The organism is Paraciimarium castrense LEGE 11436, assembly GCF_056633055.1.
Genome location: NZ_JBSJOW010000007.1, coordinates 67457 through 80091, shown reverse-complemented (window position 1 = coordinate 80091; position 12635 = coordinate 67457). Strand labels below are relative to the sequence as shown.

Here is a 12635-nt window from a genome sequence, read left to right as displayed (position 1 = left end):
TGGCGGTGAAGAGAGGGAACGACGTCACCGTTTTGACCGTACGCAAGCCGGGCCCCCTTCGCGTTAACGCCTTCTTAAGGGCGGAGCGTCGACTGCTCGATCTGCTCCAGCAGCCAGGCGGCCGAGGCCGGTGCCAGCAGCACCCCGTTGCGGTAATGGCCGCTCACCAGCCACAGGCCGGGTTCCAGCTGTTCGTGCAGCGGAGCTGGCCGGCCCACGGGCCTGGCCCGGCAGCCCTGCCAGGCCTCCACCACGGTGGCCTGCTGCAGCCAGTCGAGGCCGGCGTCACCCCAGTGGTGCAGGCTCGCCTGCTGGTTGGGGTCGGCCCGACTGCCCGCCTCCAGGGTGGCGCCCAGCCAGAACTGCCCTTCCCCCGCCAGGTCGGGCCGGGGCACCAGGTTGAGCCCGCGCCACACGGCCACCCCGGGCCAGGTCCAGGGTCCTGGGGCGGAGCGCCGCAGGGCGAGGGCCTGGCCGAGCACCGGCTCCATCGCCAGGCTGCATCCCAGCGGCTGCAGCAGTGCCGGGCTGGCCAAACCGGCCGCCACCGCCACCTGGGCCAGCCCAGCCACCACCTCGCCGCCCTCCAGCAGCAGCCGCCAGCGCCCCGGACCGTCGCGCTCGATGGCGCTCACCCTCTGCCCCACCGTTGTCAGGCCGCTGCCACGGCCATCGGCGAGCAGGGCGGCCATGGCGGCAGCGGGATCGATCTGGCCATCCTGGGGGGAGTGGAGCGCCCCGATGGCCGCGGGCGGCAGGGCCGGCTGCAGCGTGGCCAGCCGGTCGCGATCCCACAGCTCCAGCGCCAGGCCCAGCTGCCGCCGCTCGGCCACCAGCGCCTGCTGCCGCTGCCATTCCCTGGGCTCGGCGGCCAGCCACAGCAGTCCCTGCCGCCGGGGCACCCGGTGGCCCCGCTGCTCCAGCTCCTGCAGCCAGCTGGGCCAGAGGGCCAGGCTCTGCTGACGCAGCTGCCAGGCGCGGCCGCGGCTGCGGTGGAACAGCTGGGCCATCAGCACCCCGAGGGCGGCGCCACTGCCACTCCGCTGGCTGGTGCTGGCCTGGCCCCGGCCAGCGAGCTCAAGCGATGGGTCGAACAGCAGCACCCGGTGACCCCGGCGCTGCAGCAGCCAGGCGCAGCACAGACCCACGATGCCTGCTCCCACCACAGCTATGGAGGGCGAGATCCGGCTGGGGACGGGTGTGGCGGCGTCGGCCAGGAGTGTATTCAGGCCTGCTTGAGGTCGGCCTGCACCTGCTCGGGCAGGATCTGGGCGTAGCGGCCGAAGCCACTGGCCACTTTGATGTAGGACTTGCGCAGCTGTTCGCCGTCCTGGAGTCGGGCGGCCTCATCGAGCTGGGCCATGGACTGCTTGAGCTGGGAGGCCAGTTTGTCGGCCTCGGGCCGATCCGCCGGCAGCAGGCGCTGGTTGATGTAGCTCATCTGGCGCCCCACCTCCTGCATGGGACCGCGCAGCAGGTTCCGGGTGAAGGTCCAGTCGCGTTCCCCCACCAACGTGGCCAGCTCGGGCAGGCGATCGCGGGCTGCCAGGAAGCCTTCGGCCTGGCGCTCGATCACGGCGATGTCCTCGGCGCTGAGGCTGGGGGGCTTGGCCTGGCTGCCGCTACAGGCGGTGAGACCGAAGGCGAGCACTCCCACCAGGGCAACCAGCGCCACACGTTTCAGCAGGGCACGCAGCAAGGAGACCATCTGGGCGGCCATGGGCGAGCAGCTCGGGCAGGCCAGACTGTACGTCGGTCCCCCCACGCAGACCCAGTACCGCAGCGGATCCGGCTGGGTCCGGCGTCACAATGCCCCCTGTGCCAGGCCCAGGGCCGATGAGCGTGCCGAGCGCGATCCTGCAGCTGATCTGCCCTGACCGGCCGGGGTTGGTGAGTGAGCTCTCCGGTTGGGTGGCCGCCAACGGCGGCAACATTCGCCATGCAGATCACCACACCGATCTCGGCGCCGGGCTGTTTCTGAGCCGGATCGAGTGGGCCCTGGAGGGTTTCGGTCTGCCGCGGCAGAGCATCGCCCCGGCGGTCGCAGCCCTGGCCGGGCGACTCGACGGCGAGGGTCTGCTGCATTTCTCCGATGCCATCCCCCGCGCGGCCATCTTCGTGAGCCGCCAGGAGCACTGTCTGGTGGACCTGCTCTGGCGGGTGCGCGCCGGTGAGCTGCCCATGCAGGTGCCCCTGGTGGTGTCCAACCATCCAGACCTGCGGGAGCTGGCCGAGGGCTTCGGGGCGACCTACGCGCAGGTGCCGGTGACCGCCGCCGACAAGGGAGCCGCCGAAGCGGCCCAGCTGGCGCTGCTGCGCCAGCACGGCATCGAGCTGGTGGTGCTGGCCAAGTACATGCAGGTGCTCAGCCCCGGCTTTCTGGAGGCCCTGGGCCGGGAGCCTGGCGGGGCGGATGCCGGCACGGGCGGTCCCGCCCAGGTGATCAACATCCACCACTCCTTTCTGCCCGCCTTCCAGGGGGCCCAGCCCTACCAGCGCGCCTGGCAGCGGGGGGTGAAGCTGATCGGCGCCACGGCCCACTACGTGACCGAGGAGCTGGACGGCGGTCCGATCATCGAGCAGGCCACCGTGCACGTGAGCCACCGCGATGAGGTGGAGGATCTGATCCGCAAGGGGCGGGATACGGAGCGCCTTGCTCTGGCGAGGGCCGTACGCCTGCACCTGCGCCGCCAGGTGATGGTCTACCGGGGCAGAACGGCGGTGTTCGACTGAGCCGGCATGGGCTGCTCAGCTTCTGGCGGCTGGGGCAGGCTGCGGCGCCCATGCTCCGCCAGCACGGCCTCGCTCAGGGGCCCATCCAGGTGAGCCCAGGGCAGCACCCGCCCAGGCTTCCAGGTGGCGTGGACCACGGCGTCCCAGGCGGGCGGCAGGGGCAGGCCGGCGGGCCGTTGCACCGTTTCTGCCAGCACGGCCCGGTAGGCCCGCTTCCAGCCCCCGAGGCTCTCGTGGCTGCCCCGGGCCGCCGCGATCACCGGCGCCAGACGCCTGTCGCTGCGGGAGAGCAGGGCCTGGATCACGCTCCAGCCATAGCTCTCGGGGCGCAGCTCCACCCCCTTGGGCCGCAGCCGCTTGGCCAGCAGCTTGAGGTGCTGTTCGGCCTCAGGCCGCACCCCCTGCCACTGGAAGGGGGTGTGGGCCTTGGGCACGAAGGTGCTCACCCCGAGGCTGAGCCTCAGGCCGGGGGTGGCCTTCTTGAGCTGGAGCAGCAGATCGGCGGTGGCCTCGATGTCGGCTGCCGTTTCCGTGGGCAAGCCCGCCATGCCGTAGAGCTTCAGGCCGCTGAGGCCACCCTCGCGGGCATAGCGGGCCGCGGCGAAGATCTCTTCGGTGGCGAGTTTCTTGTTCACCAGCTCGCGCATGCGTTCGCTGCCGCTCTCGATGGCGATCGTGAGCGATTTGCTGCCCCGCTTGGCCAGGATCCGGCCCAGTTGCGGCGTCACCGTGGCGGCCCGCACGGAGCTCACGCTGACGCGGGTGCCCTCGAAGCGATCGCCATCCAGCCACTGCAGCAGCTCGGAGAACTGGGGGTGCTGGGTCACCGAGGCGCCGAGCAGACCAAGCCGCTGGGTCACGGCCAGGCCGGCCTCCACGGCAGGGATCAGGCCGTCGTCGAGGGAGGGGGTGCGGAAGGGAAGGGTGAGGTAGCTCGCCAGGCAGAAGCGGCACAGCTCCGGGCAGCTGCGCACCACCTCCACCATGTGGATCGAGGGCCAGGCCGCCTCGGGGGTGACCACCATGGAGTGGCTCAGGGTGTTCCCCTGCCAGGTCTGTTTGGCCACGCGCGCGGGCAGGCCCGGCGCCAGCGGCCTCACCCCCAGCAACGTGCCGTCCGGGGCGTAATCCGGCTGGTAGAGCGACGGCACATAGATCCCGGGCACCTGGGCCAGCCGGGCCAGCCGTTCGGCCCTGGGAGCCTGGCGGCAGGCCTGCACGGCCTCGATGAACGCCGGCAGCAGCAGTTCGCCGTCGCCCAGCAGCACGGCATCGAAGAAGGGGGCGAGGGGCTCGGGGTTGGCCGTGAGCACCGGCCCGCCGCCGAACACGATCGGATCGTTGTCGCCCCGCTCGCTGGCCCAGATCGGAATCCGCTGCTGCTCCAGCAGATCCAGCAACACCGGTCCGTCCAGCTCCCAGCTCAGCGACAGACCGAACAGGTCGAGGGCCGCTCCGCGGCCGCGGCTGCGGCCATGGGGTGGATCGCCCTGGTCGGTGAACAGGCGGCGCACGTCCACGTCGGCGCGGCGGGCCAGGCTGGCCCACACCACCTGATAGCCCAGGCTGGTGATCCCCACGCTGTAGCTGCTGGGGAAGGCCAGCACGGCCCGCAGGGCCCCCGCCTCGGGCTGGGCCGGCTCAAACAGCAGGGTTTCCTGGTGCAGGGGAGTGAGAGATCTTGGGTCTCCCTAGCGTCTCACCCTGAGCAGGGGGGCGGTGGCCCCGCCTGCCTCACTTGCCGATCAGGGCTGAGAGCGGACCCATCAGCCCGGAGATGGCGGAGGCGGTTTCGCCCTCGGTCGGGTTGCCCTTGTCCACCGTGCTGATCAGCAGCTGCGCTCCCTGATCGATCATGGGCCACTTGTCCCCGGCCAGCGGCTGGATCACTGGGCCGGCCTTCTGCCACAGGGCCGAGAAACCGCCCAGGGTGGCCAGGGCCGACTGCAGGTTGCCGCTGTTGAGCTGGGTGCTGCCCTTGCCGAGCAGATCCAGCACCGGGTTCACCGCCGGGGTCAGGGCGGCCTGCCCGGTGGCGGTGGCGGCGTCCTTGACGGCGTCCGGCATGGTCTGGCTCACCTGCTGGCAGCCGCTCAGCAGCAGGCCCCCGGCCAGGGCGGCGGCGGCGAATCTCGGCAGGGCTGAAGGGCGGGACATCGGCAGATTGCAAGGTTTCCTATGAACGTATTGGCGCCGGAACGACCTGGCCAGCTCAGTCCGGCTTCGGTTGCACGTCGTGATCTCCCTTGGCCCTGGGCTGGGGGCGCGGGCGCAGGGGCACCGTGTTGAGCCGCAGGCTCTCGGGGCCGGTACCCCTGTCGCCAGCGCCGGGCGGCACCGGCACCATCAGCCGCTTGAACAGCGACTGGGGATGCAGCAGCTGTGCCATCACCAGGCTGCCCAGACAGGCGATCAGCACAGGGCGCAGGATCAGCAGGTTTTTGGTCACGGCGAAGGTGAGAAAGGTGGCGCTGATCGGCGCCCGGGCGCAGGCGGCCATGAAGGCCCCCATGCCGGCGAACACGGCGGTGCTGGGGGCATCCGGGCCCAGCTGTTCCACCAGCGCCGCCCCCGCCAGCCCCAGGGCGCCGCCCAGGGTGAGCATCGGCGCGAACAGGCCGCCCGGGGTGCCGGCTGCGGCGGCGATGCCGGTGGTGAGGAACACCACCAGAAAGATGGCCAGGGCCTTGGTGAGATCCACGTCGCCTTCGGCGATCGCCTGACGGATCCCGGCCCGGTTGATGAAGTCGGCTGGCAGCCAGGCATCGGCCACCCCCAGCAGGCAGCCGGTGACGCCCATGGCGGCCGGCAGGGGCACCTGCCAGCGCAGCCGCAGCCGCTGCAGCCCCACCACGTAGCGGCAGTAGAGCTCCGCCGCCAGCGCCACCACCACCCCGAGGGCGAACAGCCAGAGCAGGTCGATCGGCCGCACCACCACGAAGGTGTTCACCTGGCGGGAGAGCTGGAAGATCGTGGTGGACGGGCTGGAGACGGAATCCGGATCGAGGTTCACCAGCCGGGCCAGGCCGAGCAGGTCGGCCCAGGTGTCGGCCCAGAACGTGGTGACCAGCACCAGCAGCATCACCACCGGTCTGGCGCCCTGCAGCAGCTCCTCAATGGCATAGAGGAAGCCCCCGATCGGGGCCCGGAACACCGCCGCCACCCCGGCGCCGCCGCCGGCGGCCACGATCATGCGCCGGAAGGCGTTGGGGGCCCGTAGCAGCCGGGCCATCTCAAAGCCCACCGAGCTGCCCATCTGCACGGAGGGGCCGGAGGGCCCTAGGGGAAAGCCGCAGCCGATCGCCACGATCCCGGCCACCAGCTTCACCGCCGCCACCTGGAACCCCATCGGCACTGACTGGCGGCGCAGAAATTGCATCACCTGGGGGATGCCCGATCCCTGGGCCGCTGGTGCCAGGGTCTGCACCAGCAGTCCGGCCAGCAACCCCCCACCGCCGCCGATGGCGGGAAGCACCACCCAGTTGGGCCCCAGCTCCTGCATCTGAATGCGCCAGCGCCCCAGACCTTCAAGACCGCTGCTGAACAGCACCGCCGCGCTGGTGGCACCCAGGCCCGTGATGATCAGCGCCAGCACCACCACGAACCAGCGGTGCTGCAGCAGCCGCAGGATCGAGGAGCTGGCCACAGGCTTCAGCTGGGGCAGGCCAAGGCCCCTCGTTGGACTCTGCCTGCGCCAGAGGCGACCCAGCATCGGGTCGCCCCCCCTACACCCCTGCCAGCACCTGGGCCTCCTGCTCGGCGCTCACCACCCGGCCGGAGTCGCCGAAGCCCTCGATCTGATCGAAATTGAGGTAGCGGTAGAGCTCAGCGCCGTAGGGATCGATCTTCTCGGCGGCGATGGCCAGATACTCCTGCTTGCTGGGGATGCGGCCCAGCTGGGCGCACACCGCCGCCAGCTCGGCGCTGCCCAGATACACCTGGGCGCCGTTGCCGAGGCGGTTGTTGAAGTTGCGGGTGCTGGTGGAGAACACGGTGGTGTTGTCCTCCACCCGGGCCTGGTTGCCCATGCACAGGGAGCAGCCCGGCATCTCCATGCGCGACCCGGCCGCCTCGAAGGTGGCGTAGTAGCCCTCCTGCTTGAGCTTTTCCTCGTCCATGCGGGTGGGGGGGCAGACCCAGAGGCGGGCGGTGATCTGACCCTGGCCCTCCAGCACGTTGGCGGCGGCGCGGTAGTGGCCGATGTTGGTCATGCAGGAGCCGATGAACACCTCGTCCACGGCGGCGCCGGCCACCTCCGAGAGCGGTTTGACGTTGTCGGGGTCGTTGGGGCAGGCCAGGATCGGCTCGGTGATGGCGTCGAGATCGATCTCGATCACGGCGGCGTACTCGGCGTCGGCGTCGGCCTCCATCAGCACCGGATCGGCCAGCCAGGCCTCCATCGCCCTGATCCGCCGCGCCAGGGTGCGGGCATCGCCGTAGCCCCGGGCGATCATGTTCTTGAGCAGTGCCACGTTGCTGCGCAGATACTCACTCACGGTGTCCACCGAGAGCTTGATGGTGCTGCCGGCGCAGGAGCGCTCCGCGGTGGCATCGGTGAGCTCAAAGGCCTGCTCCAGCTTCAGATCCGGCAGCCCCTCGATCTCCATGATGCGGCCGTTGAACACGTTCTGCTTGCCCTCCTTGGCCACGGTGAGCAGCCCCTGCTGAATGGCCACGTAGGGGATCGCGTTCACCACATCGCGCAGGGTCACCCCGGGCTGGAGTGAGCCGGAGAAGCGCACCAGCACCGATTCAGGCATGTCGAGCGGCATGGCACCGATGGCGGCGGCGAAGGCCACCAGGCCCGAGCCGGCCGGGAAGGAGATGCCGAGGGGGAAGCGGGTGTGGCTGTCACCGCCGGTGCCCACGGTGTCGGGCAGGAGCATGCGGTTCAGCCAGCTGTGGATGATGCCGTCGCCCGGCTGCAGGGCCACGCCACCGCGGGAGGCCATGAAGTCGGGCAGCTCGGCGTGGGTCTGGAGGTCCACCGGCTTGGGATAGGCGGCGGTGTGGCAGAAGCTCTGCATCACCAGATCGGCGCTGAAGCCCAGGCAGGCCAGCTCCTTCATCTCATCGCGGGTCATCGGCCCGGTGGTGTCCTGACTGCCCACGGTGGTCATCAGCGGCTCGCAGGCGGTGCCGGGGCGCAGGCCGCTGAGGCCGCAGGCCTTGCCCACCATCTTCTGGGCCAGGGTGAAGCCCTTGCCGGTGTCGGCGGGGGCACTGGGGCGGATGAACAGCTCGGAGGCGGGCAGCCCCAGCTGGGTGCGCACCTTGTCGGTGAGCGAGCGGCCGATCATCAGGGGGATGCGGCCGCCGGCGCGCACTTCGTCGGTGATCGTGCTGGGCTTGAGTTCGAAGCGGGCCACGATGCTGCCGGCGTCGGCTTCGCCGGCGGCCCGCTCGATGGTGCCTTCAAAAGGACGAATCGTGATCACGTCACCGGAGGCCAGGGCGCTGACGTCGCATTCGATCGGCAGGGCGCCGGAATCCTCGGCGGTGTTGAAGAAGATCGGTGCGATCTTGCCGCCCAGCAGCACGCCGCCGCCGCGCTTGTTCGGCACGTGGGGAATGGCGGTGCCGGTGTGCCAGAGCACCGAGTTGATCGCCGACTTGCGGGAGCTGCCGGTGCCCACCACGTCGCCCACGTAGGCCACCGGGTGGCCCTTGGCCTGGAGCTGCTCGATCAGCTCCAGGCCTCCCGGCATCCGGGTTTCCAGCATCGCCATGGCGTGCAGGGGGATGTCGGGGCGGGTGGTGGCGTGGGTGGCCGGGGAGAGGTCGTCGGTGTTGGTCTCGCCCTCCACCTTGAACACCGTCACCGTGATCGCCTCAGGCAGGGGAGGCTTGGCGGTGAACCACTCCGCGGCGGCCCAGCTCTCCACCACCCGGCGGGCCTGGGGGTTGGTCTCGGCCAGCTCCAGCACGTCGTGGAAGGAGTCGTAGACGAGCAGGGTGCGGCTCAGGCCCGTGGCTGCGGCCTCGGCGATCGCCCCGTCGCTGCTGCTGAGCAGCTCGATCAGGGAGCCCACGTTGTAGCCGCCGATCATGGTGGCCAGCAGCTCCACCGCCCGCACCGGGCTCACCAGGGGGCTGCTGGCCGTGCCCTTGGCCACAGCCGTCAGCCAGCTGGCCTTCACGTAGGCGGCCTCATCCACGCCCGGTGGAATGCGTTCGGTGAGCAGGTGCAGCAGCGTCTCCTCCTCGCCCTGGGGTGGGGCCTGCAGCAGCTCGGTGAGGGCCTGGGCCTGGTCGGCCGTGAGTGGCAGGGCGGGCACGCCGAGGGCCTGCCGCTCAGCGGCGGCGGCGCGATAACTGGTGAGGAAGGTGTCTGCTGCCATGCCCGGTACTGTCGTTCTGACCTCCATTGTTCAGCGCGGAGCCGCCGGTTGTTGGTGTGCGCTGCTGCAAATGGGCGCTGACTAGGGTGGAGGGCGGTCAACGGCCCTCCGCTGCAGCTTCGTCCCATGCACGCCACCACCAGTGATCTCCATGTGGTGGAGACCCGCCCCCTGGTGGCTCCTGCCCTGCTCCACCGCGAGCTGCCCATGGGAGAGAGCGCTGCCGCCACCGTGCAGGGGGCGCGGGAGCGGATCAAGGCGATCCTGCATGGCCACGACAGCCGCTTGCTGGTGATCGTGGGCCCCTGCTCGGTCCACGACATCAGCGCGGCCAAGGAGTATGCGGCCCTGATTGCGGAGGCCCGCCAGCGCCACGCCGCCGAGCTGGAGCTGGTGATGCGGGTGTACTTCGAGAAGCCCCGCACCACCGTGGGCTGGAAGGGCCTGATCAACGACCCCCACCTCGACGGCAGCTACGACATCAACACCGGCCTGCGCCTGGCTCGCGAGCTGCTGCTGCATGTCACCGAGCTGGGCCTTCCGGCCGCCACTGAGCTGCTGGATCCGGTGGTGCCCCAGTACATCGCCGACCTGATCAGCTGGACCGCCATTGGTGCCCGCACCACCGAGAGCCAGACCCACCGCGAGATGGCGTCGGGCTTGTCGATGCCGATCGGCTTCAAGAACGGCACGGACGGCACCATCGCCACGGCCATCAATGCCGTCGAGGCCGCCGCCCGGCCGCACCATTTCCTGGGCATCAATCAGGAGGGGTACGCCTCGATCGTCACCACCACGGGCAATCCCGATGGCCACCTGGTGCTGCGCGGCGGCAAGGGGGGCAGCAACTACCACCCGGAGGCCATTCAGGCGGCCGCCAGGGCACTGGAGACGGTCGGCCTGCCCCCTCGGCTGCTGGTGGACTGCAGCCATGGCAACTCCAACAAGGACTACCGCCGCCAGGCCGATGTGGCCGCCCAGTTGGCCGAGCAGGTGGCGAGCGGCAGCCTTCACCTGATGGGGGTGATGCTGGAGAGCCACCTGGTGCCGGGCCAGCAGAAGATCCCCGCCGACCTGAGCAAGCTCACCTACGGCCAGAGCATCACCGATGCCTGCATCGATCTCGACACCACGGAGCAGGTGCTGGATGGGCTGGCCGCGGCCGTGCGGTCGGCGGCCTCAGAGCGCAGGCCCCTGGCCATCGCCTGAGGCAGCAGGTGTTGTCATTGAGGCCTCACTCATCCAGGCAGTAGTGATCCAGCACTCAACACTTGAGAGTGCTAATTGTTGCCAATGCAATGAATTGTTCGTGCTGGACAGATTGTCATCGAACTCTTCATAGGGTTGGCTGGCTGTTGTTGGGGCCATCATGATTTACCTCCTCCAGTTCTGTGGCCTCAGCGATCCGCTGCAGGTGTTCTATCTGGAGCAATCGGGCGGCCCTGCCGTGGCAGGCTTTCGGCCGTTCCAGCTCGATGAGCTGCTCAATTGGGCCCAGGGCATCGGCCAACAGCGCCAATGGGATGCCGCCCTGATCCACCGCACCGTGATGCAGGCCTGGATGGAGCGGGCTGACCTGATCCGCCAGTGGCAGCTGCGGCTGAAGGAGGAGTCCAGCGACCGGCTGGTGGTGGCGGCTCTCGGCACCTCCGCCGATTGGGAGCGGCGCTGCGAGGATCTGTTCCTGGCCTGATCCCCGGCCGATCGGCTCAGCTGCCGCCCAGGGCTTGCCACAGCCAGGCCACCCCCAGCGGCACGGTGAGGTTGTCGACTCCAGCCACGCCCACCTGTTCCAGGGCGGTGGCCGCCAGGGCGATCGGCAGCACCCAGGCCAGGGCCGGTCCTGTGGTGAGGCCGGTCAGCACGGCCAGCACGGCGCCGCTGGCGAGGGCCATCACCGCCGTGCCCAGCAGGGAGCGCCGCTGGCCCAGCACCTGCCAGCTCGGCGACGGCCGCAGCGGCCCGATCAACCCGGCCAGGCCGTCACCGACGGCCATCACCAGCACGCCTGCGGCCACCGTGGCAGGGTGCTGGGGCCAACAGCACCACAGCAGAAGGGCAATGGAGGCCCCGTAGGCCACCGTGCCGTAGCTGCGGCGCCCCACATCCTCCACCGCCGGCAGCAGGCGCAGGCGGTGATTCAGGGCCGCCAGCAGGGTGACAAGCGCCGCGGCCGGCACCGCGATCTCCCGCGCAATCCCCAGCCCCCAGGCGATCGGCACCACGGCCCCCGTGCCGATGTGCACCAGCTTGCGGCTCCATTCCCGTGATCCTTCGCCAGCCCCCTGGCCCCAGCGACGCCGCACCAGGGTGGCCCCGGCAGCCAACGCGGCCAGCCAGGCCAGCACCGCCAGCACCCCGGCCAGCTGCTGCTGCCAGTCCTGCACGCTCAGGGTCGCCCCATCGGCATGGGGGTCAGGCCGCCTGGTGGTAGTTGCTCATCAGCCGCAGCTTCATGATCGCCTTGGCTTCGAGCTGGCGCACCCGCTCGCGGGACACGTTGATCAGTCGCCCGATTTCAGCCAGAGTGAGGGGTTCGGAACCCTCCAGGCCGAAGCGCAACCGGATGATCTTCTGCTCTCGCTCGTTGAGCTGGGAGAGCCAGGCTCCGAGGTGCTCCTTCTGGATGTGGCGATCCATCGAATCGAAGTGCTCGTTGCTGGCCGGATCGGCGATCAGCTCTCCCAGGGTGCTGCGATCCTCTTCGCCGCGGGCGTGGGCGTCGAGGGAGGCGCAGGGGGCGCTCTGGGCCATCAGCTCCTCGAGATCCTGGGGCCGCATGTCCATGGCATGGGCCAGCTCCAGGCGGTTGGGCTGCCGCCCGAGCCGATGGGAGAGCTCCCTGGTGATGCGCCGCATCTTCGAGAGCTTCTCGCTGATGTGGATCGGCAGGCGGATCGTGCGGGCGCTGTTGTCGATCGCCCGCGTCATGCCCTGACGAATCCACCAGTAGGCATAGGTGGAAAACTTGTAGCCCATGGCCGGATCGAACTTGTCGACGGCGCGCTCCAGGCCTATGGCTCCTTCCTGGACCAGATCCAGCAGCTCCAGGCCCTGGTTCTGGTACTTCTTGGCCACGCTCACCACCAGGCGCAGGTTGGCGGCCATCATGCGATCGCGGGCCCTCTGGGCCATGCGGATCTGGCGCTTGTGCTTGGGCGTCAGCTCCTCGAGCGTAACTTGCTGGAGACGCTTGCCGGCCTGAACATGATGGGCCAGTTCAATTTCTTCAGCCGGCGTGAGAAGTGGCACACGACCGATGTTGCTGAGATACCAACCGATGGAATCGGCGCTCAACCGACCCGAGGGCCGCGAGCCTGTGGTGCGCGATTTTGAAGCTGCCGCCGGCTTTTTAACGCCAATCAAGTTGACGTCTGAACCGGATTGCAATGGTGTCCCCACACCCATGCCTCCGAATTTGAATGTGGCCGGAATGTAGCACTGCTGGCCTCAAGGCAAGCGTGGGATTGCGAAGACTTTCTGAATTGCCATCCATCCAGGGCTTGTTTTGTGTCTACCGATGCATTTCATCGACTCAATCAAGCCCTCTGGCTGTGCCAA

At 69.5% G+C, this 12635-nt stretch carries 11 protein-coding genes; 3 read left to right on the top strand and 8 right to left on the bottom strand.

Annotated features, from left to right (window positions below; all coding sequences use genetic code 11):
- Nucleotides 1-74: 74 nt before the first annotated feature.
- Nucleotides 75-1163 (bottom strand): NAD(P)/FAD-dependent oxidoreductase, encoded by a 1089-nt coding sequence (locus ACWJIO_RS11415; protein ID WP_480313466.1) that lies wholly within the window; start codon nucleotides 1161-1163, stop codon nucleotides 75-77.
- A 62-nt stretch (nucleotides 1164-1225) separates the two neighbouring features.
- Complete coding sequence (gene psbQ / locus ACWJIO_RS11410; protein ID WP_480313465.1) at nucleotides 1226-1708, bottom strand: photosystem II protein PsbQ; 483 nt, start codon at nucleotides 1706-1708, stop codon at nucleotides 1226-1228.
- A 128-nt stretch (nucleotides 1709-1836) separates the two neighbouring features.
- Here psbQ and purU point away from each other — a divergent pair, with 128 nt between their 5' ends.
- Complete coding sequence (gene purU, locus ACWJIO_RS11405; protein ID WP_480313464.1) at nucleotides 1837-2733, top strand: formyltetrahydrofolate deformylase; 897 nt, start codon at nucleotides 1837-1839, stop codon at nucleotides 2731-2733.
- Here the strand turns inward: purU and ACWJIO_RS11400 are convergent.
- The 4 genes from ACWJIO_RS11400 to acnB all read right to left on the bottom strand — a co-directional run bounded on the left by ACWJIO_RS11400 (nucleotide 2703) and on the right by acnB (nucleotide 9074).
- Nucleotides 2703-4340, bottom strand: a complete 1638-nt coding sequence (locus tag ACWJIO_RS11400; protein WP_480313463.1) for a B12-binding domain-containing radical SAM protein — start codon at nucleotides 4338-4340, stop codon at nucleotides 2703-2705. The genes purU and ACWJIO_RS11400 overlap by 31 nt on opposite strands.
- Nucleotides 4341-4467: 127 nt before the next feature.
- A complete protein-coding gene (locus ACWJIO_RS11395; protein WP_480313462.1) occupies nucleotides 4468-4890 on the bottom strand; it encodes a hypothetical protein in 423 nt (140 codons plus the stop codon).
- A gap of 55 nt (nucleotides 4891-4945) precedes the next feature.
- On the bottom strand, nucleotides 4946-6379 hold the full coding sequence (locus tag ACWJIO_RS11390) for a ClC family H(+)/Cl(-) exchange transporter (RefSeq protein ID WP_480313461.1): 1434 nt from the start codon (nucleotides 6377-6379) through the stop codon (nucleotides 4946-4948).
- Nucleotides 6380-6458: 79 nt separating this feature from the next.
- Nucleotides 6459-9074: a bifunctional aconitate hydratase 2/2-methylisocitrate dehydratase gene (gene acnB / locus ACWJIO_RS11385; RefSeq protein WP_480313460.1), complete on the bottom strand. Its 2616-nt coding sequence runs from the start codon at nucleotides 9072-9074 to the stop codon at nucleotides 6459-6461.
- Between the two features lie 126 nt (nucleotides 9075-9200).
- On the opposite strand from acnB, the gene ACWJIO_RS11380 reads away from it, so the two are divergent.
- The gene (locus tag ACWJIO_RS11380; protein ID WP_480313459.1) at nucleotides 9201-10283 is read left to right on the top strand and encodes a 3-deoxy-7-phosphoheptulonate synthase; all 1083 of its coding nucleotides are present in this window, start codon (nucleotides 9201-9203) and stop codon (nucleotides 10281-10283) included.
- 160 nt (nucleotides 10284-10443) lie between these two features.
- Nucleotides 10444-10767 (top strand): hypothetical protein, encoded by a 324-nt coding sequence (locus ACWJIO_RS11375; protein ID WP_480313458.1) that lies wholly within the window; start codon nucleotides 10444-10446, stop codon nucleotides 10765-10767.
- A gap of 16 nt (nucleotides 10768-10783) precedes the next feature.
- Here ACWJIO_RS11375 and ACWJIO_RS11370 read toward each other — a convergent pair whose 3' ends face one another.
- Nucleotides 10784-11461, bottom strand: a complete 678-nt coding sequence (locus ACWJIO_RS11370; protein ID WP_480313457.1) for a diacylglycerol/polyprenol kinase family protein — start codon at nucleotides 11459-11461, stop codon at nucleotides 10784-10786.
- Nucleotides 11462-11489: 28 nt separating this feature from the next.
- Nucleotides 11490-12482, bottom strand: a complete 993-nt coding sequence (locus ACWJIO_RS11365; protein WP_480313456.1) for a sigma-70 family RNA polymerase sigma factor — start codon at nucleotides 12480-12482, stop codon at nucleotides 11490-11492.
- Between the last annotated feature and the right edge of the window lie 153 nt (nucleotides 12483-12635).

Coding starts and splice junctions, on each gene's coding strand:
- psbQ (WP_480313465.1), bottom strand. CDS start 1,708: ATGGTCTCCTTGCTGCGTGCCCTGCTGAAACGTGTGGCGCTGGTTGCC.
- purU (WP_480313464.1), top strand. CDS start 1,837: ATGAGCGTGCCGAGCGCGATCCTGCAGCTGATCTGCCCTGACCGGCCG.
- ACWJIO_RS11395 (WP_480313462.1), bottom strand. CDS start 4,890: ATGTCCCGCCCTTCAGCCCTGCCGAGATTCGCCGCCGCCGCCCTGGCC.
- acnB (WP_480313460.1), bottom strand. CDS start 9,074: ATGGCAGCAGACACCTTCCTCACCAGTTATCGCGCCGCCGCCGCTGAG.
- ACWJIO_RS11380 (WP_480313459.1), top strand. CDS start 9,201: ATGCACGCCACCACCAGTGATCTCCATGTGGTGGAGACCCGCCCCCTG.
- ACWJIO_RS11375 (WP_480313458.1), top strand. CDS start 10,444: ATGATTTACCTCCTCCAGTTCTGTGGCCTCAGCGATCCGCTGCAGGTG.
- ACWJIO_RS11365 (WP_480313456.1), bottom strand. CDS start 12,482: ATGGGTGTGGGGACACCATTGCAATCCGGTTCAGACGTCAACTTGATT.